At 71.6% G+C, this 23,463-nt stretch carries 21 protein-coding genes; 11 read left to right on the forward strand and 10 right to left on the reverse strand.

Features of this window, described 5'->3' with window-relative positions; all coding sequences use genetic code 11:
* Positions 1-61 precede the first annotated feature (61 nt).
* Both IEY33_RS05040 and IEY33_RS05045 read left to right on the forward strand, forming a co-directional pair.
* A complete protein-coding gene (locus IEY33_RS05040) occupies positions 62-1,306 on the forward strand; it encodes a citrate/2-methylcitrate synthase (protein ID WP_188961174.1) in 1,245 nt (414 codons plus the stop codon).
* A gap of 43 nt (positions 1,307-1,349) precedes the next feature.
* Positions 1,350-3,002, forward strand: coding sequence for an FAD-dependent oxidoreductase (locus tag IEY33_RS05045; RefSeq protein ID WP_188961175.1), 1,653 nt, complete (start codon positions 1,350-1,352; stop codon positions 3,000-3,002).
* 73 nt (positions 3,003-3,075) lie between these two features.
* Here IEY33_RS05045 and IEY33_RS05050 read toward each other — a convergent pair whose 3' ends face one another.
* The 4 genes from IEY33_RS05050 to IEY33_RS05065 form a co-directional block, all read right to left on the reverse strand.
* The gene (locus tag IEY33_RS05050) at positions 3,076-3,924 is read right to left on the reverse strand and encodes a hypothetical protein (protein WP_188961176.1); all 849 of its coding nucleotides are present in this window, start codon (positions 3,922-3,924) and stop codon (positions 3,076-3,078) included.
* Positions 3,925-4,014: 90 nt separating this feature from the next.
* Complete coding sequence (locus tag IEY33_RS19440) at positions 4,015-4,716, reverse strand: hypothetical protein (protein ID WP_188961177.1); 702 nt, start codon at positions 4,714-4,716, stop codon at positions 4,015-4,017.
* A gap of 172 nt (positions 4,717-4,888) precedes the next feature.
* The gene (locus IEY33_RS05060; RefSeq protein ID WP_188961178.1) at positions 4,889-5,452 is read right to left on the reverse strand and encodes a hypothetical protein; all 564 of its coding nucleotides are present in this window, start codon (positions 5,450-5,452) and stop codon (positions 4,889-4,891) included.
* 256 nt (positions 5,453-5,708) lie between these two features.
* Positions 5,709-6,398 carry a metallophosphatase domain-containing protein gene (locus IEY33_RS05065; protein WP_188961179.1) on the reverse strand — a complete coding sequence of 230 codons (690 nt, stop codon included), beginning with the start codon at positions 6,396-6,398 and terminating at the stop codon, positions 5,709-5,711.
* Positions 6,399-6,553: 155 nt separating this feature from the next.
* On the opposite strand from IEY33_RS05065, the gene IEY33_RS05070 reads away from it, so the two are divergent.
* Positions 6,554-6,964, forward strand: coding sequence for a hypothetical protein (locus tag IEY33_RS05070; protein WP_188961180.1), 411 nt, complete (start codon positions 6,554-6,556; stop codon positions 6,962-6,964).
* Positions 6,965-6,984: 20 nt separating this feature from the next.
* Here IEY33_RS05070 and IEY33_RS05075 read toward each other — a convergent pair whose 3' ends face one another.
* The 4 genes from IEY33_RS05075 to IEY33_RS05090 form a co-directional block, all read right to left on the reverse strand.
* The gene (locus IEY33_RS05075) at positions 6,985-8,007 is read right to left on the reverse strand and encodes an alpha/beta hydrolase (protein ID WP_229670782.1); all 1,023 of its coding nucleotides are present in this window, start codon (positions 8,005-8,007) and stop codon (positions 6,985-6,987) included.
* A gap of 109 nt (positions 8,008-8,116) precedes the next feature.
* Positions 8,117-9,331: a zinc-dependent alcohol dehydrogenase gene (locus IEY33_RS05080; RefSeq protein ID WP_188961181.1), complete on the reverse strand. Its 1,215-nt coding sequence runs from the start codon at positions 9,329-9,331 to the stop codon at positions 8,117-8,119.
* A gap of 491 nt (positions 9,332-9,822) precedes the next feature.
* On the reverse strand, positions 9,823-11,535 hold the full coding sequence (locus IEY33_RS05085; RefSeq protein ID WP_188961182.1) for a hypothetical protein: 1,713 nt from the start codon (positions 11,533-11,535) through the stop codon (positions 9,823-9,825).
* Positions 11,536-11,601: 66 nt separating this feature from the next.
* A complete protein-coding gene (locus IEY33_RS05090; protein WP_188961183.1) occupies positions 11,602-11,802 on the reverse strand; it encodes a hypothetical protein in 201 nt (66 codons plus the stop codon).
* 242 nt (positions 11,803-12,044) lie between these two features.
* Here IEY33_RS05090 and IEY33_RS05095 point away from each other — a divergent pair, with 242 nt between their 5' ends.
* From IEY33_RS05095 to IEY33_RS05120, 6 genes are all read left to right on the forward strand, one after another.
* Entirely contained in the window at positions 12,045-14,810 is a 2,766-nt protein-coding gene (locus tag IEY33_RS05095) for an ATP-binding protein (protein WP_188961184.1), read from the forward strand.
* Positions 14,811-14,824: 14 nt separating this feature from the next.
* Entirely contained in the window at positions 14,825-15,310 is a 486-nt protein-coding gene (locus IEY33_RS05100; RefSeq protein WP_188961185.1) for a hypothetical protein, read from the forward strand.
* A 78-nt stretch (positions 15,311-15,388) separates the two neighbouring features.
* The gene (locus IEY33_RS19550) at positions 15,389-15,649 is read left to right on the forward strand and encodes a type I restriction enzyme endonuclease domain-containing protein (RefSeq protein WP_373287982.1); all 261 of its coding nucleotides are present in this window, start codon (positions 15,389-15,391) and stop codon (positions 15,647-15,649) included.
* 195 nt (positions 15,650-15,844) lie between these two features.
* Positions 15,845-17,836, forward strand: a complete 1,992-nt coding sequence (locus IEY33_RS05110; RefSeq protein ID WP_188961186.1) for a VWA domain-containing protein — start codon at positions 15,845-15,847, stop codon at positions 17,834-17,836.
* A 114-nt stretch (positions 17,837-17,950) separates the two neighbouring features.
* The gene (locus tag IEY33_RS05115; protein ID WP_188961187.1) at positions 17,951-18,649 is read left to right on the forward strand and encodes a hypothetical protein; all 699 of its coding nucleotides are present in this window, start codon (positions 17,951-17,953) and stop codon (positions 18,647-18,649) included.
* Positions 18,646-20,295 carry an HD-GYP domain-containing protein gene (locus IEY33_RS05120; RefSeq protein ID WP_188961188.1) on the forward strand — a complete coding sequence of 550 codons (1,650 nt, stop codon included), beginning with the start codon at positions 18,646-18,648 and terminating at the stop codon, positions 20,293-20,295. The genes IEY33_RS05115 and IEY33_RS05120 overlap by 4 nt, the downstream gene beginning before the upstream one ends.
* 36 nt (positions 20,296-20,331) lie before the next feature.
* Here the strand turns inward: IEY33_RS05120 and IEY33_RS05125 are convergent, their stop codons facing one another.
* Entirely contained in the window at positions 20,332-20,874 is a 543-nt protein-coding gene (locus tag IEY33_RS05125; RefSeq protein WP_188961189.1) for a PadR family transcriptional regulator, read from the reverse strand.
* A 124-nt stretch (positions 20,875-20,998) separates the two neighbouring features.
* Here IEY33_RS05125 and IEY33_RS05130 point away from each other — a divergent pair, with 124 nt between their 5' ends.
* Together IEY33_RS05130 and IEY33_RS05135 are read left to right on the forward strand one after the other, a co-directional pair.
* Positions 20,999-22,075, forward strand: coding sequence for an ABC transporter permease (locus IEY33_RS05130; protein WP_188961190.1), 1,077 nt, complete (start codon positions 20,999-21,001; stop codon positions 22,073-22,075).
* A gap of 60 nt (positions 22,076-22,135) precedes the next feature.
* Complete coding sequence (locus IEY33_RS05135; RefSeq protein WP_188961191.1) at positions 22,136-22,852, forward strand: ABC transporter ATP-binding protein; 717 nt, start codon at positions 22,136-22,138, stop codon at positions 22,850-22,852.
* A 77-nt stretch (positions 22,853-22,929) separates the two neighbouring features.
* On the opposite strand, the gene IEY33_RS05140 is transcribed toward IEY33_RS05135, so the two are convergent.
* Positions 22,930-23,442: an ankyrin repeat domain-containing protein gene (locus IEY33_RS05140; RefSeq protein ID WP_188961192.1), complete on the reverse strand. Its 513-nt coding sequence runs from the start codon at positions 23,440-23,442 to the stop codon at positions 22,930-22,932.
* Between the last annotated feature and the right edge of the window lie 21 nt (positions 23,443-23,463).

Genomic DNA, 23,463 nt, shown 5'->3' on the forward strand with positions numbered 1-23,463 from the left:
CACTTGACTCGGGGCGTCAATCTTGATTCGGGAATCAACTGTGCGGGTGCTACGGTGGGATATGGCGACGACCCTGACAGCCTCCGAGGCGACCGAGCGGCTCGGCGTGAACCGCGCGACGCTGTACGCGTACGTGAGCCGCGGCCTGATCCGCTCCGAGGCAGGCGAGGGCCCCAGCCGCGCCCGGCGGTACTCCGCTGAGGACGTGGAGACCCTCGTGCGTCGGCGCGACGACCGCCGTGACCCGCAGCGCACCGTGCAGGGCGCGCTGCGCTGGGGCGCGCCGCTGCTGGAGTCCGAACTGACGCTCATCCGGGACGGGCAGGTGTGGTACAGGGGGCGGGACGCCGTGCGCCTCGCGGAGCGCGCGACGCTGGAGGTCACGGCGGGCCTGCTGTGGACGGGCGAGCCCGTCCCGGTGCCGCTCCCGCTGCGCCTGCAGTTCGCGCACCTGCCGCTGCTGCCCGGCACGGGCCTGCTCGAAGCGTACGGGCACGCCCTCACGCTGGCGGGCGCGCGGGACCTGCAGGCGAGCGACGCGCGCCCGCAGGCGCAGGCGACGAACGCCGCCCGGGTGCTCGCCCTGATGTTCGCGGTCACGGAACGCGCCGGGAGCATCCCCGCCGCGCCGGACCTGCCGCTGCACGAACGGCTCGGGCGGGCCTGGGCGGGCGGAAACGCGGCCCTGACGGACCTGCTGCGCCGCGCGCTCGTCCTCACGGCCGATCACGAACTGAACCTGTCGAGCTTCACGGTGCGCTGCGCGGCGTCCAGCGGCGCGAGCCTGCACCACGCGGTCCTGGCAGGCCTGTGCGCCCTGCAGGGACACCGGCACGGGCTGGGCGTGCAGGCCTGCCAGGAGCTGCTGGGGGACACCGAAACGCACGGCGCGCGGGACGCCCTGCGCCGCACCCTGCGGCACGCGCGGACCCTGCCGGGCTTCGGGCACCCGCTGTACCCGGACGGCGACCCGCGCGCCGCCGCGCTCCTCGCGCCGATCCAGGCGGCCTTCCCGGACCATCCCGCCGTGCGCGCCGCGACGGCCCTCACGCGCGCCGTGCAGGACGACCTCGGGGAGCGGCCCACCGTGGACCTCCCGCTCGCGGTCCTCGCCCGCCTGACCGGCGGACCACCTGAGCGCGGCGTGGCACTCTTCGCGCTCGGCCGCACGGTCGGCTGGCTCGCGCACGCGGCCGAGGAGGCAAGGCAGGGGCAGCTCATCCGCCCGCGCGCGCGGTACGTCGGCCCCCCTCCCGGCCAGGACGACCTGCGGCCCGTCAGCCTTCCCGGCCTGCACGCACGGTAGCATCAGGCATGACGACGCCCACCGCCGGCGCGGGACGCCGCGCATGATCACGCCTGACCTGCTGCGCCCGCTGGACCTGTTCTCGTCCCTGACCGACGACGCGCTGGAGGACGTCGCGCACGTCAGCGCCGACGTGCGCCTCAACGAGGGCGAGTACCTGCTGCAGGAAGGGGACGCCGCGTCCTTCTACGTGCTGCTCGAAGGCGAGATCGACGTGACGAAGGAAGTGAACGGCGTCGTCCACCCGCTCGACACGTACTTCCCCGGCGACTCCTTCGGGGAACTGCCGATCCTGCTCGGCTCGCCCGCCGCTGCCACACTGCACGCCCGGACCGCCATCCGGGCGCTGAGGCTCGAACCGCTGGACTTCACGGCGCTCCTCGCGCAGTCGGAGGGCCTGTCGGCCGCCGTGATGCGCAACCTGACGCGCCGCGTCGGGAACCTGAAACGCGCGACGCTGCAGGGCGCGCCCGCCATCACCACCCTCGTCGGCGAGGCGGCCGACCTCGACTGCCTGGGCCTGCGCGAATTCCTGGCGCGCAACCAGCTCCCATTCCGCTGGCTGGACCCCGCCGACGGCTGCGACCTGTCGGACCTGCCCGCTGAAGCGCAGCAGGCGCCTCAGCCGACGGTCGTGCTGCCGGACGGCGAGGTGCTCAGCCGCCCGCACGTCCGGGACCTCGCCGAGCGCCTCGGGCTGCAGGTCGCCCCCACCCTCGGGGAGTACGACCTCGTCGTGATCGGCGGCGGCCCGGCGGGGCTCGCGGCGGCCGTGTACGCCGCGTCCGAGGGCCTGTGCACGCTGCTGGTCGAGAAGAACGCCCCGGGCGGGCAGGCGGGCACCAGCAGCCGCATCGAGAACTACCTCGGCTTCCCGAACGGCCTGAGCGGCGACGAACTCAGCGCCCGCGCCCTGCGTCAGGCCCGGCGCTTCGGCGCGGAAGTCCTCGCGACGCGCGAGGTGACGGCCCTGCACCCCGGCCACGGCGCGCCGCACGAGGTGGAACTCGACGGCGGGGAGCGCGTGCAGGCGCGCAGCGTCATCATCGCGACCGGCGTGGAGTGGCGCACCCTGCCGCTCGCGGGCGCCGAACGCCTCACCGGGCGCGGCGTCATGTACGGCGCCGCCCGGACCGAAGCGCCCCGCACGCGCGGCCGGGACGTGTACCTCATCGGCGGCGGGAACTCCGCCGGGCAGGCCGCCATGCACTTCAGCAGCTACGCCGAGCGCGTCACCCTGCTCATCCGCGCGGACCGGATCGAGAAGGGCATGTCGCAGTACCTGATCGACCAGCTGCACGGCAAGGCGAACGTCACCGTGTGCCTGAACTGCGAGGTCACGGCCCTGCACGGCGAGGCGGCCCTCGAAGGCCTCACGGTCCGCGACACCCGCAGCGGCGAGGAACGCCACGTGGACACGGACGCCCTGTTCGTGTTCATCGGCGCGGACGCCCGCACCGACTGGCTGGACGGCACCGTCAAGCGCGACGAACGCGGCTACGTCTGCACCGGCCTGGATTTCGGGCGGGAGGACTGGCCGCTGCGGCGCGACCCCTTCCTGCTGGAGACGAGTCTGCCCGGCGTGTTCGCCGTCGGCGACGTGCGGCGCGGCTCCATCAAGCGCGTCGCGGCGGGCGTCGGCGAGGGCAGCATGAGCGTCGCCCTGGTCCACGAGTACCTCGCGGGCCGCGACTGAACACGGAAGGTGCGGTGGGATCGGGACCGCGGCGGACGTCAGTCTGCCTGCTCGGCTCGCCGCGCCCATCCAGTCATGGCAGCGGGGCGCGTTCGGCCGTCACCCGGCCCGAGGACCATTCCCGTGCAGCCGGGAGGCGCGCGGGTTCGAAGTACTGGTTGACCCGCACGCCGTCGTCCCGGAAGCCCAGGCCGGACAGTCCCGGCGGGTCGCTCGACCAGTCGAGGCCGTCCGCGTCCTGCCAGAGGTGCAGGGCGCGCAGGCTGCCCGTCACGCGCGCCCGGATCTCCGGTCCGGTCCGGCCGAGGCGGCGCAGGTCGAGGTACACGTTCACGCCGCGTCGTCCGGTCTCGTCGGCACTCAGGTAGTACAGCAGCGTGCCCCTGGGAAACATGTGCAGGCCGTCCGTCCACAGGTCGAGCACCGTGTCCAGCTCCCGGTGCCGGGGCAGGCCGGCGGCGTCCAGCAGGTCGTGAACGGCGTCCCGGTGCACCGCGTCACAGGGACGCACGTACCATTTCGCGGTGAGGGGGCGGACGGGGTGGTACTCGGCGCCCAGCATGGCGGGACCCCGGCCGCAGGGCAGGGCGGCGATCACGCCGTGCAGGTGCGGGACAGGCAGATCCTGCAGGGCGGCCAGCCAGAAGTCCGTGAGCGTCTCAAAACGGCGCCGGTACGCGGCGAGCGAGTAGTAGACGCGCAGTCCGCCGCCGGTCCCGGCAGAGGGCAGGGTCAGCCACGCGCCGAACCTCGCGTCCATCCGGGCCAGCTCCCCGGGCGGCAGCAGCGTCTCCCACAGGGTGCGGTGGGTGGCGGTCCAGCGTCCGGCACCCGTCTCCTGCAGCAACTGCTCCGCCAGCCGCCACTGGTGGGGCAGGCGGAACGGCAGCGGCACGCCGAGCGGACCCGGGTCGACGTTCACGCGCCAGCTTCCCCCGTCGGCGGTCCAGGTGTGCCCCCATTCCCAGGGGGCACCGCTGGCGGTGAGGGTGGAGCCTCGCCGCGACCGCATTCAGGTCACCTGAATCTTGTCGAAGGTCCCACCAGGGCCGGTGAGTCCCGTGGCGCCCGTCGCCCCTGGATTCCCGTAGTTCGCCGGTCCCTCGGGATTGCCGGGATCGTAGTCGGAGTGCGAGTACGAGGTGGGGAGTCCGCGACCGGTCGCGCCGTTCGGGCCGGGCGCACCGGCCTGCCCACCGACCCCTCCGGACCCGCCGATCCCGCCGGAGACGGTCACGTTGATGGGCGCGCCGCCCGTCAGGTCGTTCTTGTAGCGCAGGGTGAAGCTCCCTCCGGCACCGCCGTCGCCGCCTCGACCGCCGGTGGCCCCGTCGCCGCCGTCACCGCCGCGTCCCCCGTGCGCGTTCGCCTCGCAGTCGGCTCCCCATCCGCCCGGTCCGCCCGGTCCGCCGGGGCCACCCTGACCGCCCTGGCCGCCCTGACCGCCGACGCCGCCCTGACAGCTGACCTGGATGCCGCCCAGGAAATCGTTCACGACGAGCGTGACGTGCCCGCCACTGCCGCCTCCCGAGGCGGCCGCCCCGTCCACACCACGCGCGCCCTTGCCGCCCCAGCTGCCGCGCGTGGGTTCGTTGTCGTCCCAGGTGCCGCAGTCGGCGTCCTGCCCGGGCTGTCCGGACGCTCCCATGCCCCCGGGGCTGCCCGGCTGCCCGTTCTGACCCGCGTTGCCCTGCGCGATGATGTTGAATCCCATGTCGGTTCCTCCCTTGATCGGCGGCTACGGTGTGGAGCCGGGGGCGGGCCGCCGCCACGCCCGCTCCTGCACGGGCTGTGTCCGTGCACCTCTGCGGTCCCGGGTCACCTGTCGTCCCGGGTCGGTCAGCGCCACTGGCGGCGCCTGCCGAACCCCGGCTGCCGGGGTGGGATCAGAACCCCTGGACGGAGTCGGCCTGGATGATCAGCGAGGCGCCCTGCACGACGATTCTCGCGTTGGCTTCGATCACCAGCTTCCGTGCCTTGAGGAGGTGGGTGCTGCCCGCCACCTGCAGGACCGCGCCGCTCTTCACGGTCACGTCGTCGAACAGGAATCGCCCGAGGTTGAAGTTCGGACGGTCCGTGAGCCTCAGACGGTCGAGCGTGGTGCCGAGCAGCCCGGTCGGGGAGACCGGCCGCAGCAGGTTCCACACGAGCTGCGCTTCCGCCCCCTGAGATTCCGGCACCCGGTTGATGAATCCGCTGAAGCGGCCCAGATCCACCCGGTTCGTGCCGGGCACCATGGCCGGGCGTCCGGACTGACGCTGCAGCGCCTCCTGGGTCGAGGTCTGGGCGGCGGTGAACATCGACGTGAGGCTGGGTTCGTCGATCATTCCGAGCCGGACGAGGTCCGTGAGGGAGGTCAGGGTCTCCCTGACGGCGGCGTCCGCGAGCGCGCGCGGCGGGTGCTCGATGTCGAGCATGAGGGTGGTGTGTTCCTGCACGATCAGATCCACGGTGACCTCCTGGGTTCGGGGCCTGCCTGCTGACCCCAGGTGGACGTCCGGGTGCCGGACGCCGGGCGTTCCCCGTTCCACGTGAGCGCCTGAAGGTGCGGCTGTCCTGTGCGTGGTTCCGGGGACGGTCGGGGGGTCCGGCCTGCCATCACGGTGCGCTTCGGGGCGTACCTCAGGAGTCACCCGCACGGATACGGCAGGTAACGCGAGTCCAGTGTCCGGGCCAGCCGTGGCCGTTCACGGCCCGTCGGTGCCGTCAGGCGGAGAGAATCCGGCAGGCGTACCGCCCGCCCCCCGGCTGAACCTGCGAAGCCTGCAGCCGTGAGACGTGCAGCACCGTGGGCGGGTGCGCGGGCCGGTTGTGGCGGTCGCAGTTGGCGGCGTTCACGTGCACCGTCCCGGCACGAAGCTGCGACCCGCGTCCCTCGTGGATGTGCCCGAACACGTGCACGGCCGGGCGGACCCGGTCCAGGGCGTGCAGCAGGGCCGGGCAGCCGACGTGCAGGCCACCGTGCAGTTCGTCGAGCAGGTCGGCGGGCGGCCCGTGCGTGACGAGCACGTCGACGCCCGCCGGGACGCGCGCCCAGTGGTCCGGCAGGTCACGCGGGTCCTTCATGAACGCGTAGTCGGCGTGGGCGGGCGTGACGGGACTGCCCCAGAAGGTCACGCCGCCGCAGGTGACGCCGCTGTCCTGCAGGTACGTGACGTTCGGTGGCAGCAGGGTCCGGGCGCGGGCGGCGTCCCGCTCGAAGACCAGGTCGTGGTTCCCGGCGACGAGGATGCGGTGCGTGAAGGTCCCGGCGCGGCTGAACCACGCGAGAAAGGCGCGCGCCTCCGCCACCGTACCGCCATGCGTGAAGTCCCCCGCGTGCAGCAGCACGTCCCCTGGCGGGAGCCGGAGGGTCCCGTGGTGACCGTGGGTGTCGGAGAGGCAGACGACCTGCATACCTCACCATAAACCTCATTGAACACCGTCAGGGACGCATTTGTCTGGACTCGCCGCCAGGGCCGGAGGGCCGCGCGAGTCCAGCCGGGCGCGGCCCGTGCCCCACGTCACACACGTCTCTTGACGCGGCGGCCCGCAGCGTGCAGCCTGAGGGCATGACCGTGCACGACACCTCGGCCCTGCACGACCCCGCGAACCGTCAGGCGTTCGAGACCTGCATCGCGCTCACCCTGCAGATGGTGGCGGCCGTGGAGTTCGGACCCGCCACCGCCGGGGAACGCCCGTCGCGCGACATGCTGCTGCAGTGCGCGGTGCAGGTGGAACGCAACGCGCGCGAGATCACCGTCCTGTCGCAGTCAGGAGGGATGGACATCACGGCGCTCGGGGAACGCACGTACCGGCAGCTCGCGTCCGCGCAGGACGACCCGCTGCGCGTCGCGTACCACGCACTGCACTCCGCGGCGTTCCTCGGCCTGGAGCACGGCGCGACCACCGCAGCGATGCTCGCGACCGTCGCGGTGGCCCTGCGCGTCCTGGCCGGACAGGGCGCCACCTTCGTCAACTGAAGGGGTCGCCAGTTTCCGGTTCAGTCGAGCTTCAGACCGCGTTTTAGGGCAGCTGTGCCGCTGGCGATGAAGGCCCGGGAGACGGCGGCGTCCGGCGCGAAACGCTCGCTGGCATGGTACCCGCCCGGCACCTCATGCAGCTCGCAGGGGACGCCCGCGGCATTCAGTCGCCGGGCGTACTCGCGGTCCTCGGGGAAAAAGAGGTCAAGGGTACCGACACCGATCCAGCCGGGCGCGAGGCCTCGCAGGTCCTCGCGGCGGGCAGGAGCAGCATACTCGGGAGCGTGACTCTCCTGCGGGGCGCGGCCCAGATACGCGGTCCAGCCCATGCGGTTCGAGCCGGGGCTCCACACGTACTCGCCGCGTCCGGCATGGTCCGGCCGGAGGGTGGTGCGGTCGTCCAGCATGGGGTAGAGCAGCAGCTGGAACGCAGGCGTGACCTCGGCGCGGTCGTGCGCGAGCTGCACGAGGGCCGCCGCGAGTCCGCCTCCGGCACTGTCGCCCGCGACGGCGATCCGGCCAGGGTCGATGCCGAGTTCCGTGGCATGCAGGGCCGTCCAGCGAAGTGCGGCGTAGCAGTCTTCGAGCGGGCCTGGGAACGGCGTTTCTGGTGCCAGGCGGTAGTCGACGTTCACGACGAGCAGCCCGAGCTCCGAGGCGTAGCGTTCGCCTTCCGCGTGGTACCCGTCGGCGCTGCCCATCACGTACCCGCCACCGTGGATCCACAGGAGGGCGGCCGTGTTGCGCTGACCGCCCAGCGGACGGTACAGGCCGACACGGACAGGCGGCGCGCCGCCCCCGACCGGCACGTGCCGGACCTCGAACGACACGCCGGTCGGGGGCGGCAGCGGGCGCTCCCGGCGACGCAGGACGCGCACGATGCCTGGCGTCATGCTGGGAACACGGAACCTCAGCAGGGGGGCGCGCAGCTGCGGATCAAGGCGCCGATACGTGCGGGCACGGCCCACGAAGGCGAGCGCCGCCGCGAGGGCCGCCAAAGCCCACGCCGCGCGGCGGAAAGTGGTGCGGGGTGTGTCGCGCATGCCTGCAGTGTAGGCGCGTCCGCCCGTCCCCGAACCGGGCAGGCCTGAAACGCGGCGCAGGGGAAGGAAGCGGCCCGTCCGGTGGCCGTTCCCTCCCCCGCCCTGCGCTTCAGGCCTGCGGCTGCAGTTCGACCTTCAACCAGCCGGGCTCGCGCTTGTCGAAGGCCTCGTAGGCGCTGATGGCGTCCTCCATGTGCTCGTGCTCGGTGATGATGCGGGTGGGGTCCACCACACCGGCCGCGACGAGGTCCACGAGCTTCGGGATGATGGTCCGGTGGTTACAGTTGCCCATCCGGACGGTGAGGTTCTTGTTCATGGCCTTCCCGAGCGGGTAAGAGGTCACGTCCGGCGAGTACACGCCGATCACGCCGATCTGCCCGGCCTTGCGGACCATCTCGATCGCCCACTCGGCCGCCTGGGTGGGCGCGTCACCGGGCACCCACTGGCCGTCCGGGGTAGGGTCCGCGTCCGGCGCGAACTTCTCGACCTCCTGCTCGAACTGCCGTTTCTTCTCGGCGTCAGGTCGTGCAGGGCCGTGGTGGGCGTGCTGGGCGTCCACGCCGACCGCGTCGATCACGCAGTCCGCACCGGTCTGCTCGGTCAGCCGTAGGACGGCCTTCACAGGATCCTCTTCCTCGAAATTGATGGTCTCGGCGCCGTTCTCGCGGGCCTTGCCCAGGCGGTCAGGCAGGCGATCCACCGCGATCACGCGGGTCGCGCCCTGCAGTTTCGCGCTGATGATCGCGAACTGCCCGACCGGTCCGCAGCCGAGCACGACCACGACACTGCCGGTCTTCACGCCAGCGAGTTCAGCGCCGAAGTACGCGGTGGGAAAGATGTCAGACAGCAGGATCGCCTGTTCGTCCGAGACGTTGTCCGGGAGTTTCACGAGGCTGGCGTGCGCGTACGCGATCCGGGCCTTCTCGGCCTGCAGCCCGTCGAACGGTCCGGAGAGTTTCGGTCCGCCGTAGAAGGACGTGCCAGCGGCCGGGCCATTGGGATTGGCGACGTCACACTGCGCAGTGTTGCCCATCCGGCACTGCGGGCAGGCGCCGCAGGAGACGGTGGACGGAATCACGACCCGGTCGCCGGGCGCGAAGTTGCGGACGTCCTTGCCGACCTGTTCGACGACGCCGACCCCCTCATGCCCGAGGATGGTGCCGGGCACCATGCCGCTCATGGTGCCGCGAATGAAGTGGAGGTCCGTACCGCAGATCGCGCTGGCCGTGATCCGCACGACCGCGTCGGTGGGCTTCTGGAGTCTGGGTTCGGGAACGTCGTCGAGTCGGATGTCGCCTATGCCGTGCCATACCACTGCTTTCATGGAGCCTCCCTAGGTCCGCTTCAGTCGCGTCCTGTGTGCGAGACCATTGTTCCCGGACGGACGGGCAGCCAGGTGCCGCGGCCCTTCATGCCGGGTTGGCAGGACACTGCGGGAAACTTGAGCGTCTTCCCAGGGGGTGTTCATGCCCGGTGCGTGGCCCTGACCGGTCAGAGGAACGCGCCGAGGTGTGAATGTCCGTCAAGGCGACCTCCGGGTGGAGGGTCGGGCACATCGCGATCCGTCCGGCACCATCCGCACCAGCTGCGGGCCGCGCCACGACCGGACACAGGCGGATCTGCCCCCCGGCGACCCCGGGACGTCCCGGGCGATCACCTCACTGCGCTACCTCAAGGTCGGCAAACGGTGCGTCGATGATCACTCGGTTTTGTTCATCCGTAGCGAGAGCGCCTCCGACCGTCAGCTGCGACTGCTGTCATCTCCTCGACCATTTCGGTACGGTGCCCCTCCGCAAAGCCCACGATTGACCGCCTTCAGGGTCCCCGGATGTCGTCGGGGGCGTTCCCGCCGACTTCACCGCCCGTCCTCGCGAAGGTCGCCCCGGCAGCGTTGAAGACGCCGCCCCCGCCCTGCGTGGCCGAATTGCCGTTCACGCTGCCGGACCGGACGGCCAGCGTCCCGTCGTTGTAGATCCCGCCGCCCGCGCCGCCCAGGGCCTTGTTGCCGGTGACGCTGCCCCCGGAGAGGTTCAGGACCGTACCGGCGCCCACGCGGAAGCCGCCACCCGTCCCGGCAGCCGAGTTGCCCCTCATGGCGGCCCCGTCGAGGTTCACCGTGAGTCCCCCGGGATCTTCGCTGCCCATGTTCACGCCACCGCCGCACTTCCCGGCCGTGTTGCCCTGGAGGACGAACGTGCCGCCGAGCGTGACGGTATTCAGCTTCCCCGTCGGCGCCCAGACGCTCAGCCCGCCCCCGCAGTCCTGCGCCGTGTTGTTCTCGATGCGGCCGCCCGTCAGCGTCGTCGTCACGTCACTGTTGATGGCGCCTCCATTGAGGCCCGAGGTGTTGCCGCGCAGGACGCCGCCCGTCATCTCGAACAGGGCCGCGCTGCGGTTCACCTGCAGTGCCCCGCCGTACCGCGACGCGCTGTTGCCCTCGAAGGTCCCGCCCGACAGCGTGAGTGCGCCGCCGCTGTATAGGTTGATGGCCCCGCCGCTCATGCTGCTGTTGCCCTTGAAGATGCCACCACTGATCAGCAGCTTTGACTGGTTGAAGATCGCCCCCCCGCCGTTGTTGACCGTGCCGGTGGTCTTGTTGTTCTCGAAGGTCCCGCCCGAGATGCTCACCACCGGTTTGAATCCATCGGAAATGTAGATGGCCCCCCCGACGTAGGTGGAGGTGTTTCCCCGGAACGTGCCGCCCTCGATGGTGGTGTCGTTGCCGAGGATCAGCGCCCCGCCCGCGCAGCCGTCTGAGCCGGTCGGGCCGCTGGTCGCTTTGTTCGGGTAAGTGCAGCTGTTGTTCTCGAACAGGCCGTCCTTGATGGTCAGCAGCGCCTTGCTCGCGCCACCGGTTCTCAGGACCCCACCGGTGTAATACGCCGTGTTGCCCCGGAAGGTCCCGCTCTCGATGGTCAACACGCCCGTGTTGGCGACGGCTCCGCCGGAACCGGTCGATTCGTTCTCAATGTCCGGCGTGGGCACGGTGGCGGTGTTGCCGGTCATCGTGACGCCCCTGAGGGTCAGGGTGCCGCTGCTGTAGATGGCGCCGCCGTTGTTGGCGGTGCCGCCCGTCAGGGTCACGCCGTCGAGCGTCAGCGTGCCGCGGTTGAGCACGAGTCCGCCCCAGGTGGCCCGGCTGGTCGTCTGACGCCCCAGGCTGGCGCTCACGACCGGCTGCCCCAGTCCTTTCGTGAAGGTTCCGCCCGTCACATGAACGTTCGCGCCAGCCGCCACTTCCAGCGCCCGGCCCTTCCCCCCGGCGTCGAAGGTCACGCCGTCGGCCAGCAGCGTCACGTCCTTGCTCAGGCTGAGCGGGCCGGCGAGGTTGACCGTCCCGGGCGTCTGAAACCGCAGCGTGTCGCCCGGCTGGGCCGTGGCCAGCAGGTCGCGCAGGGTACCCGGCCCGCTGTCGGCGAGGCTGGTGATCGGCGTGCCGATCGGTGCGGCCACCCGGTTGCAGGCTGTCATGGTGACGGACAGCAGCACCAGGGCGCGGACGGGACGGGCGAGTCGACATGCATTCATGGTGAACCTCCGGCAGTGGCTGCACCGCCACCAGGGTGAAGGCCCGCGACTGGACCGCCGGCCCGTTCAGGGCAGGTCGGGCGGCCGGGCGGTCCGGACGAGCGTGTGCTCTTCGAGCCACTCCAGCAGCGCGAGTGGCGTCTCGAAGACCCCGACCGTCCGGTCGTCCCGGTCGCGGACCGTGGCGCGCCACGGCCCCCCCTGGCGCGCTGTCCATTCGAGCGCGACGTTCAGTGTCAGCTGCTGCGTGACGCGCTCCTCGTTCATCCCGACATGACTTCCCCCCCCCCCGCCCCCCCAGGCGCACCGCGAACTGGCTGGTGTTCCGGCGGTGAATCCACCGGGACCGCGGCCCCTGGGACGCGCGGCGGCGTTCCCCGGTGCAGTCAGCGTAGGAGGGTGAGCGCTGCAGTTGCGTTTCATTTGCGTGCGTCCGCTACACTCTTGAAGACTCGTCGTGCTGCCGTCGTCCCCCGTCCAGAGGGAACCCGATGCTCGAACTGAACGTAATGGGCTGGCCACGTCTGACGCGCGCGGGACGTCCGGTCGCCGTCCGGTCCCGCCGACTGCTGTTTCTCACGTACCTTGCCCTGGAAGGTCCCGTGGAGCGTCGCCGACTCGCCGCGGCGTTCTGGGACGGCCAGGAACCCGAAGCCGCACGCAGTCGCCTGCGGCTGGAACTTCACCGCATCGCACGGTCGGACCTGCGGGACGCCGTCGTGATCGACGGCGAAACGGTCGCGGTGCAGCTCACGTGCGACGCCGTCGCCCTTGCAGACGCGGTCCGGGCGGGCCGCTGGGCCGAGGTGGCCGATCTGGCCCGGGGACCGCTGCTGGCGGAAGCGGCGGTGGACGTCCCGGCCCTGCAGGCCTGGCTGGAAGCGGCCCGCGCCCGGTACGCCGGGTGGGCGCGCGACTCGCTGGAACAGCTCGCGGGGGCGGCCGACCGGGCAGGCGACGCCCCGGGAGCGCTGGAGGCCGAGCAGCGCCTCCTCGACCTTGACCCGTACTCGGAGGAGGTGTGCGCGCGGGTGCTCGCCCGCCTGCACGCCCTCGGGCGGGTGCAGGACGCGGCCACGCTCGAAGCGCGGTTCAGGATCCGGTACCGCGACGAACTCGGCGCCGCGCCCCGCCTGCCGTCCTCCGCCCAGCGCAGTCCACTCACGCCTGAACGCCCCGCTGCCCGCCGCCCGTCCCTGGAGGCTCCACCGTTCGTCGGCCGGGACGCGACGCTCCGCGCCCTGGACGCCTGGGCGCAGACGGCGGCGCGCGTGGCCCTGCTGACCGGCGAGGCCGGCGTCGGCAAGACGCGTCTCGCGCACGAGTGGACCGGGCGGCGCGGCGAACGCGCACTCGTCCTGCGCGGCAGTCAGCTGGGTCAGGGCGTCCCGTTCTCGGTGGTGGGAGAGTGCCTGCATCACATCGGAGAGGCGCGCCTGCAGGCGCTGGCGCCGGTCTGGCGGGCCGAACTCGCGTCCGTCTGGCCGGACCTCGCCCCGGACCAGCGCGCACGGCCTGCTTCGAACCTGCCCCGGCTGCTGGAAGCCGTCTCCGAAGCCCTGTACGTCGGCCTGGAGGGAACCCTGATCGTGCTCGACGACCTGCACTGGTTCGACCCGTCCAGCGTCCAGGCGGTCGCCCACGCTCTGAACCGCTGGCGCCTGCCCGGCCCGCTGCGCATCCTGGCGACCGCCCGGCCCGGCGAACTGAACAGCCACGGCCCGGTCCTCGCGTGGCTCGACGACCTCGAACGTTCCGTCACACTCACGCGCACCGAAGTCCCGCCTCTCACGGAAATGTCGGTCCTCAACCTGATCCGGCAACTGTCCGGCTCGCACCAGGCGACCGGTTTCGCACGGAAACTCCATGCCCTGAGCGGCGGGAACGCCTATGCCCTCCTCGCGTTCCTGCAGGGCCTCATCGAGCGGGACGTCCTCCGCGCGCCTGAAGAGGAGCACCTCCCCTGGACGCTCACGGTGGACCTCGACCACCTCGACCGGCACCTGCCGTCCACGCTGCGCGACCGGCTGGTCCAGGCGGTCAGCGGCGCGGGCCGCCCCGCCCTGCGCTGGATGGAAACCGCGGCACTGCTTGCCCCTCCCTTCGACTTCCAGGCCGTACAGGCCGGGTCCGGACTGACGGAGGACGACGCCCTGACGGCCCTGGAGCAGGCGACCGCGCACCGCTGGATCGAAGCGGCGGACCCCGCCGGGTACCGCGTGCGGCACGACCTGCTGCGTCACGCCCTGCAGCATCAGCTGCAGCGGGAACGGAAGCGCGTCGTGCACGGGCGCGTCGCCGCGCACCTCATCCGGACGGCGGGCGCACCCGCACAGGTGGCCCACCACCTGCAGCAGGCCGGGGATCGCTCCGGGGCCGTCCCGTACTGGCTGGACGCCACACAGCAGGCCGAGGCCGTGTGGGCGCACGAAGAGGTCCTCGACACGCTCGCGCACGCCCTCGAATGCGAGGACGACGCGAACCGCCGGACGGACCTGCACCTGCGCCGCTGCCAGCACTTCAAGGCCCTGAACGACCTCGGGGGCTGGGACGCGGAACTCGGCCTGCTCGCGGCAACCCTCCAGGGGACATCCGAGGCGAGCGACACGCAGCGGCTCGCGTACGTCCGCGAACGCACGCACCTGCTCTGGAGGAGCGGCGACCACGCGCAGGCCCTCGCGTTCAGCGAACCGTGGAGCCACGGGGCCGTCACGCCCGAACGCACCGCGCTCCTGCACGACCGGGCCGTCATCCTGTACCGGGACGACCGGACCGGCGAGGCCCTGAAGATCCTCGAGACGGCCCTCGCCGACCTCGACCCGGCCTGGACGCGCCTGGAAGCGAACCTCCACAACGCCCTGGTCCTCTGCTGTCTCGAGCTCGGCCTGATCCGGCGCGGACTGGCGCACGCCGAACACGCCATCGAACTGTTCGGCAACCTGCAGCTCAGGGACGGCCTCGCGAGCGCCCACGCCAACCAGGCGCTCATCCACGCCGCACTGGACGACCGCGCCGCGCAGCGTCACGCGCTCGAAACCGCGCTGCGTCACGCCACCGAAGCCCAGAACATCCACCTGCAACGACAGTGCCTCGAATCCTGCTGCGACATCGCCACCGAGGACGGCGACTGGCCCCGCGCCGCGACCCTCGCGACCCGCGGCCTGGAACTGAGTGAACTCATGACGGACCACACCGGCATTCAGGACTTCCAGGCGCGCCTCACCCGACTCCGCAGTGCCCACCGGCCACCCCCCACCCACAGCAATCCCGCATGACCCAAGGAGGAACGATGAAACACTCAGGAACGCACAGGACCACGATGCTGGGCCTCGCCCTGCTCACCACTCTGCTCGGCGGGACCAGGGCAGCGCAGAAACCCACACTTCCCGTCGTCCAGAACAAGGTGAGTACGTGTCCAACGGAGACGATCGAGTTCGGCGGGTCATGTATACCGCTTCCTCAGAAGGCTCCGGGCGTCTTCTGCCGAAACGACAAGGCAATCTGCAATGTCGTCATCACGTTCACAGAGTGTTCCGGCGCCTCCTGCAAGGTCTACTACACCCGCGTCATCCCCGAGAGCCTGACACAGTTTTACCGGAGCCGCCTCACGGTCGCAGATACAGTGAGCCGGAACATCGGGACCGGCAGGCAGGCCTTCTACGGCAATCTGGACCTCAAGTCCGTCTTCAGCAGCGCAAAAACCTACGACATCCTGAACATCATTCCTGACCCCCGGAACAGCGCGCAGGGCGTCATGTACATCAGGCGCAACTGACCTGCACGCACTGGCCACACTGAACCGAGGTCGGCGGACCGAAGGAGAACTTCACCGGCACATCGCTCGACCTGCTGGATGTCCTGTCACACGCGAGGAGCGCCCCATGAAAATACTGATGAGGGGCGGCGAGTCAGCATTCCACATAGGGCAGGTTGGGCGGGAAAGCAGTTCGGGGACGAGCGGTTTCAGGACATCGCCCGGACGGTGCGCCGCAACGCCACCATCGACTGGCACCTGCGTGAGCAGGCGCGGGCGAATCTGCGCCGGATGGTCAAGGGGTGCTGCGCAGGCACGGGGACCCGCCGGACAGGCAGGAGCATGCGAGCCGCACCGTGACCGAGCAGGCCGAACTGTTCGCGCAGCACGCCGCGGAGTGACGTCCGGTTCGGCTGCCTGGCCCGCGCCGGCCGGGGGGCTTGCGCGCCGCCGTGCCGTGGTGCGCACAATGGGGGTGGAGGTCCGGTCCGGCCCGGGGGGGGCGGTGAGCCGTCTTCCCTGTGGCGTGGGGCGGCCGTCAGCCCCGGAGGTGCGATGAGACACCACCTGTTCATCCGGCTGTCCACCCTGACGCTGCTGATGCTGGGCAGCGTGCACGCGCAGGCCGTTCCGAGCCGCGTGGAGCTGATTCTGGACGTGTCGGGCAGCATGTTCGCCCGGCTCGGGGGCGGGCAGACACGCATTGCGGCGGCGCAGGCGGTGCTGACGGACCTGATCGGCCGCCTGCCGGACGCGCCGGACCTGAACGTGGGCCTGCGGCTGTACGGGGCGCGCACCACGCCGGGGGAGGGTGGCGCCTGTCAGGACAGTGAACTGGTGCTGCCGCTGCGGGGCGTGGACCGGGCGGCGCTGCTGGCGCGCGTGAACGCGGCGCGGCCGAAGGGGGCGACACCCATCGCGTACAGCCTGCAGCAGGCCGCGGCGGACTTCCCGGTGGGGGTGGGCCGGAACCTGATCGTGCTGGTGACGGACGGGCTGGAGTCGTGCGGCGGGGACGTGAAGGCAGCGCTGGACAGCTTCAGGGCGCGCGGCATCGACGTGCAGTTGCGGGTGATCGGGATCGACCTGGATGCCCGAGCGCAGGCGGCGTTCGGGGGGGTGGGCACGTTCGTGAACGCCCGCAGCGTGCCGGAACTGGCGAGCGCGCTGGGGCAGGCGGTCACGCCCGTCGCCGCGCCGCGAGACACCCGCGTGCCCGTGCGGGTGGAGTTGCGCAGTGGGGGCCAGCCGGTCCGCAGCGGACCCACCGTCTCGTTCCGTGGGGTGGTGGGCGGCGAGACGGTCCCTTTCGCGCCGGACGGCGGGGTGTACGGGGCGTCGCTGCTGCCGGGGGCGTACGTGGCGACCGTACGGACGGCGCAGGGCGAGCAGACCTTCGGGGGCCTGACGGTGCAGGGCAGCGGCGAGAACCGGTTCGCGTTCGACCTGACGCCGGTGGGTGCAGTCACCCTGCGGGTCACGCCGGCGCAGCCGGTGGCGGGCGGGCGGGTGCACGTCGAGTTCAGCGGTGCGCCCGCGGGACCGGACAACTGGGTGACGGTGACGCGCGTGAGCGATCCCGAGGACGCCTACCTGGATTACGCGCGGGTGAGCGGCGCGAGCGGCGCGCTGGACCTGAACGTCCCGGACGAAGAGCAGCCGTTCGAGGCGCGGTATCACCTCGTGAATCCGGACGGCAGTTCGCGTCTGGTCGGGCGGAGTGCGCCGTTCACGCCGCGCCGCGCGGCCGCCACGGTGAAGGCACCGGCGCAGGCGGTGGCGGGCTCGGCCGTGCAGGTCAGCTGGACCGGCCCGAACAATCCGGGTGATTACGTGACGGTCGTCCCGGCGGACGCGCCGGACAGCCGGTACGACGCGTACTTCTACACGGCGAGCGCCAATCCCGGCAGGCTGCAGACCCTGCTGACGCCCGGCGCGTACGAGGTGCGGTACAACAACGCCGACTCTACCCGCGTCCTGGCGCGCGCGCCGCTGACGCTGACCGCCGCGACGTACGGCGTGAAGGGCCCGGAGTCCGCGGTCGGCGGCAGCCGCATCCAGGTCGGGTGGACCGGCCCGAACAACCCGGGCGATTACGTGACGGTCGTGGCGAAGGGCGCGCCGGTGGGGACGTACACCTCGTACTTCTACACCCGTGACGGGAATCCCGGCTCGCTGAACGTGCCCCTGAATCCGGGCGAGTACGAACTGCGGTACTCCAGCGAGGCGAGCAGTCCGAACCCCACCCTCGCGAGCGCGCCCCTGAAGGTCAGCGGAGCCACGTACGGCCTGCAGGCCCCGGCAAGCGGCCCGGCGAAAGGCAAGATGCAGGTGCGCTGGACTGGTCCGAACAACCACGGCGACTACGTGACGATCGTGAAGCGGGGCGCGCCGGTCGGGGACTACCTCTTCTACTTCTACACGCGGGACGGGAATCCCGGCACCCTGCAGCTCCCGGACGCTCCCGGCGAGTACGAACTGCGGTACTCGACTGAGGCCGCCAGCCCGAACCCGACGCTGTTCAGCGTGCCCTTCACCGTGAAGTGAGTTCCGGCCGGGCCTGGTCGCCCTGAAGGATCACGGTGCGCTGACACGGCGGTGCTTGAATCCCCGTCGTGTTCGCGTCCATCCGTCCTGCAGGTCCTGCTCTCCTCCACCGCCATGACCCTCACCGCTGAGCGTTCCGCTGTTCATGCCGAACTGCAGCGGGCCGCGCTGGGCCTTCCGCTGCGCCGGCGGCCGGTGGAGGTCCGCGCCACGGACCGTCTGAAGACCCTGGAGGGCCTGTTGACGCTCGATCAGCCCGCCGAGGGGGGGTGGCAGGCCGGGCTGCCTCGGCTGCGGCCCGAGATGCTCCGGCGCGACCGGGCGTTCATGGACCTGGGCGTGCAGGTGCTCGTGAACCCGCCGGACGTGCTGAGCGTGCCGCTGCTGCTGGAGTGGCGGGAGCGCAGCGAGCCGGGCGACCAGGGCAGCGGGTACCGGACGGCGGACGTGACGTACCACGGGGTGATGGGCGTGCCGCACGAGGAGTTGCTGCCGCAGCTCGAAGCGCGGCTGGCCGGGCAGTTCCGGGCGGTCCGCGGCCTGGAAGCGCGGCTTCCCGGCCTGCCGGGCGAGGCAGCGCTCACGGAGACGACCGGGTTCGCGGTGGACGTCATGCGGACCCTGGCGGCCCTGCGGCCCTTCTGGGATCCGGCGACCCGGACGGTGGCGCTGGCGGGTGCGTGGGCGTACGCCCGCTGCGGCTGGTCCGCGCCGGTCCTCACGGACGCGGGCGCGTTCCTGGAGGCCCTGCACGCGCAGAGTGCGGACATGTTGACGCGCCTGCTGCTCGCGGCGCTTCCCGGACCGGTATGACGCGCGCGAAGGACTGGGCCGTGCGGAGCGAGGCGCGCGGCGGTCTCGCGCGGGACGCGACCCTGCCGCTCTCGACGCTGCCGCCGGACCTGCAGGCGGTGCTGGAGCATGCGACGCTGCTCGTCACGCAGTCCGCGACCGCGCATGACCAGGTGTGGCCCCCGGTGCTCGAGGCGCTTATCCGGACCGCGCCCAGCATCGAAGGCGCGACGCTCGCCGTGCGGGACGGTGAGCATTTCGTGATCCGGGCGCAGCACGGGTACGCGCCGGACCTGCTCGGCCTGGAGTTGCCGCTGTACGCAGAACGCGCGTGGTACGGCCTGAGCGATCAGGACTGGCGTGACGGTCGCGCCCGGCTGCTGGAGGAGGAGGAGGTGCAGGCGCACGTCGGCTGGATGAAGCGCACGCTCGGGCACCTCCCGCACTACGCCCGGCTGGAACGGTTCGGTCGGCTGCCGGAGATGCGCTGCTCGCTGCACGTGCCGCTCGTGCTGGACGGCGAGGTCCGCGCGCACCTCAACCTCGACGGCTACGCGGGCCCGGCCCTGGGCGCCCCGGGCAGCGCGTCGTGGGTGCAGGGCTGCACGGCCCTCCTGACGATGCTGCTCGCGGTGGTGAACAGCGCGCGGCGTGCCGGGCAGTTCCAGCGGCTGCGGGAGGAACGTGACGCCCTGCGCGTTCATCTGCAGCTCAGCGAGCGGCTGCGGCGCTGCACGCAGCACGACGAGATCCTTCAGGTCGGACTGCGGCTCATTCAGGAGGGGTTCGCGGCCGAGACGGGCCTGCTGATCGGTCCGGCGCACGTCACCTGCACTGACGGACGCACGGTGGACCGCGCGGCCCTGCGGCCGTCTCCGCTCGGGTACACGGTCCTCGCGGCCGGGGTGCTGGGTCATCCGGAGGCGCTGGAACTGCTGACCGTGCCGTGCGGGGACGGGCACGTGCTGGGCCTCGCGTGGCGCAGCGGGCACATCCGGCAGCCGGACCTCGTGACGGCCGCGCTGCTCGACGTGGCTGAGCGGGCCGAGCAGGCCGCGGCGAGCGAGGCGCAGCACGCCACGCTGCGGCAGGCGAAGGACGGGGCGCTGTTCCTGGCGGGGCTCGCGCTGGAAGCGCGTGACCTCGAAACGAGCGGGCACACGGAACGGGTGGTGGCGCTCGCGGCCGAGCTTGGCGCGGCCCTGGGGCTGTCGGACGAGGAGGTCCGGGCGCTGCATGCCGGGGCGGCCCTGCACGACATCGGCAAGCTGAGCGTCCCGGACGCGCTGCTGCTGAAGTCCGGGCCGCTCAGTGAGGACGAGTGGGTGCAGATGAGGCGTCACCCGGATCTCGGGGCGACCTTCGCGCGCCGCGTGCCGGGCCTGCCGCAGGATTCGGTGGACGTGATCCGGCACCATCACGAACGCTGGGACGGGCGCGGGTACCCGCTCGGTCTGGCGGGGCAGGCGATCCCGCGACTCGCCCGGATCTTCAGTGTGGTGGACGCGTACGACGCCCTCACGAGCGTCCGCCCGTACAAGGTCGGCTGGGCGCCGGCGGAGGCGCTCAGGGAGCTGCAGGCGCAGGCGGGCCGGCAGTTCGATCCGCACGTCGTGCAGGTCTTCTGCGACCGGATGGCGGTCCGGGCGGCCCTGGCCGTCTCCTGAGCCAGGGAGACGCGGGCCGCCCGTCCGGGTTCGTGTTCAGGGTTGGGGCTGGCGGAGCCGGTCGAGGGTCTGCGTCAGCCAGGCCCGGTCGGCGCGCAGCAGGGCCAGCTGGCGGGAGACGGCGAGGTCGACGCCGAAGAGGCCCTGGCCGAGGGTGCCTTCGTGGGTGGGGACGCGCTGCAGGCCAGAGATCTGGTCGTCGATCTGCGTGGCGCGTTCGTTGAGCAGGTCGAGCACTTCCGGTCTGGGGAGCTGGTTGAGGAACATCATGCCCAGGTCGCCGTAGAAGGCGACGGGTTCGGGCCGGGCGAGGTGGGCGCGCAGCAGGTCGAGGAACTGCGTTTCGCCGGTCTCGGTCAGGCCGTACACGCGCCGGGCCGGGCGGTTGCCGGACTGTTCGGTGGTCGCTTCGATCAGGCCGTTCTTTTCGAGGCGGTCGAGCGCGGCGTAGGCGGTGGCTTTCTTGAGGGTGGTGAAGCGTCCGAGGTTGCGTTCGATGAATTCGTTGAGCTGGTAGCCGTGCTGGCGCTGGCCTTTGAGGAGGCCGAGCAGCAGCAGGGTGTTCGGGTCTGAAGCCATGCACACAGATTAGTCCAGCCTTGACTAGTGTGCCAGCAGGGGCGTAGAGTCAATGCAGGAATAGTCAAACATGACTAGTCAGAACGGACGTACAGTCCACATCTCTCATCTCAAGGAGTCCCCCATGTTCCTCGCCCTGCGCGAACTTCAGCATTCCCCCTTCCGGTCCCTCCTGATCGGCGGCATCGTCGCCCTGATCGCCTTCATGGTCTTCATGCTGACCGGCCTGACCCGCGGCCTGGCGCGCGACAATGCCGCCCTCCTGCTCGAAACCCCGGCCAGCCACTTCGTCACCACCCGCGACGCCGAAGGGGTATTCACTCGGTCCTTCCTCACGCCGGCCGACGTGCAGCGGATCACCGCCGTCGCCGGGAACGCCGCCACGCCCCTCGCCCAGAGCTTCGTCAGCTTCAGCGGCGGAGAGCGGCAGCTCAGCGGCGTCCTCCTCGGCGTGGACCCCACCAGCTTCCTGGCCCCGGCCGTCACGACCGGTCAGCCCCTGACTCCCGGCGCCCCGGGGGCCGTGGTGGACCTCTCCCTGCAGAAGGACGGCGTGAAGCTCGGAGACACGCTGACCCTCAGGCCCGGCGGGGAGACGCTCAGGGTCACGGGCTTCACCCGCTCGGCCCGGCTCAACCACCAGCCGGTCGTCTTCGTGACGCTCGCCCGCTGGCAGGCCCTCAACCCCCGCAGCCGGGACAGCGTCAGCGCCGTCGCCCTCCGGACGGACGCCCAGGTCGCAGGCACCGCCGGCACCCTGAAGGGCCTCAGCGTGTACACCCGCGCCCGGACCCTTCAGCTGCTCCCCGGCTACCGGGAGGAGCAGGGCAGCCTCACCATGATCCAGGTGTTCCTGGTGATCGTCGCCGCCTTCGTGATGGCCGTGTTCTTCTACGTGCTGACCATCCAGAAAACCGCGCAGTTCGGGCTGCTCAAGGCCATCGGGGCGAGCACTAGGACGCTGGCGGGCAGCCTCGTCACGCAGATGCTGCTCCTGACCGTCACCGCGGTCCTGACGGCCGCCCTCGTCACGGCCGGGATCGTCCGCGTGCTGCCCGCCGGGATTCCCTTCGCCCTGACGCCGCTGACGCTGCTCGCCGCCTCCGCGCTGCTGACCCTGGTGGCCGCCCTGAGCAGCCTGCTGAGCCTGCGCACCGTCGCCCGGGTCGATCCGCTGATCGCCATCGGGACCGTCGCCTGACCTCCGTCCGGCCCGCCCGGTTCAGGTTCGTCCTTCCCTCCCCCCATGCAGGAGCACACCATGACCCTCACCCCGCACCGTTCGCCGTCCACCCCACTCCCCGTCCGCCCGGTCCTCTCCCTGCAGGGCGTCAGCCGAACCTACGGCGACGGTGACGGCACGTTCACCGCCCTGCACCCGGCCACGCTGGACGTTCGTCCCGGGGAACTCGTGGCCGTGAGCGGCCCTTCCGGCAGCGGCAAGAGCACCTTCCTCTCCATCGCCGGGGCCCTGCTGCGGCCCAGCGCCGGACGCGTCACGATTGGCGGTCAGGACCTCACGGCGCTCCCCGCATCGGCCCTCCCCGCCTTCCGGTTGAAGCACCTCGGCTTCGTGCTGCAGAGCAGCAACCTCATCCCGTACCTGACGGTGCAGGAGCAGCTGACCCTGGTGCCGCACCTGGCCGGAGAAGACGGCCGGGACGCCCGGCGGAAGGCGGAGGGCCTGCTGAAGCTGCTGGGCCTTTCGGAGCGGGCCCGGCACTCCCCGGACGCCCTGAGCGGCGGGCAGCGCCAGCGCGTTGCGGTGGCCCGCGCCCTGATGAACGACCCGCAGCTCATCCTGGCCGACGAGCCGACCGCCAGCCTGGACAGCGTCCGGGGCCGCGAGGTGGTCGAGCTGATCGCCCGGCAGGTTCACGAGTGCGGCCGGGCCGCCGTGATGGTCACCCACGACGAGCGCGTGCTGGACCTCTGCGACCGGGTGGTCCACATCGTCGACGGCCGACTGCAGGCGTGACGGCTGTCGGCCCCACGGTCTTCGGAAACTGTTCCGTCAGACCGTGGGGCCGTTGTCGTCGTGTCCGGGGACCGGGACTACGCTCCAGGGGGCGTGGCGCTCAGGGCTTCGAGCTGACGGGCAGCGTTGGCCGCCCCCATCGCTTTCGCGGCGTCGAGGGCCGTGGCGCCGGACGCGTCACGCGCATGCGGGTCCGCGCCGCGCTCCAGCAGGGCCTGCAGGAGGTCGGTGCGGTCGAACATCGCGGCGAGCATCAGGGCGGTGCGGCCGTTCGCGCCCCGGCCCTCGACGTGCGCGCCGTGCTGCAGCAGCAGGTCGAGCATCTCGCGGTTGCCTTTGAATGCCGCGCCCTGCAGGGGCGTCTGGCCCTGGTCGTTGCCGACGTCCGGGTCGGCGCCGCGTTCGAGCAGCAGGCGGGTCGTGTCGAGGAACCCGTGGTAACTGGCGAGCATGACCAGGGTGTCGCCTTTTTCGTTGCGGATGGTGGGGGGAACGCCCATGTCGAGCAGGCCGCGCAGCGCGTCCGTGTCACCGGCTCGGACGTGCGTGAAGGCGGACTGCAGGAGGGCGAGGATGGCGTCGTCGTCCATGATAGGTCCTCCGTTGGAACG

Source organism: Deinococcus aquiradiocola, from assembly GCF_014646915.1.
Lineage (GTDB): Bacteria > Deinococcota > Deinococci > Deinococcales > Deinococcaceae > Deinococcus > Deinococcus aquiradiocola.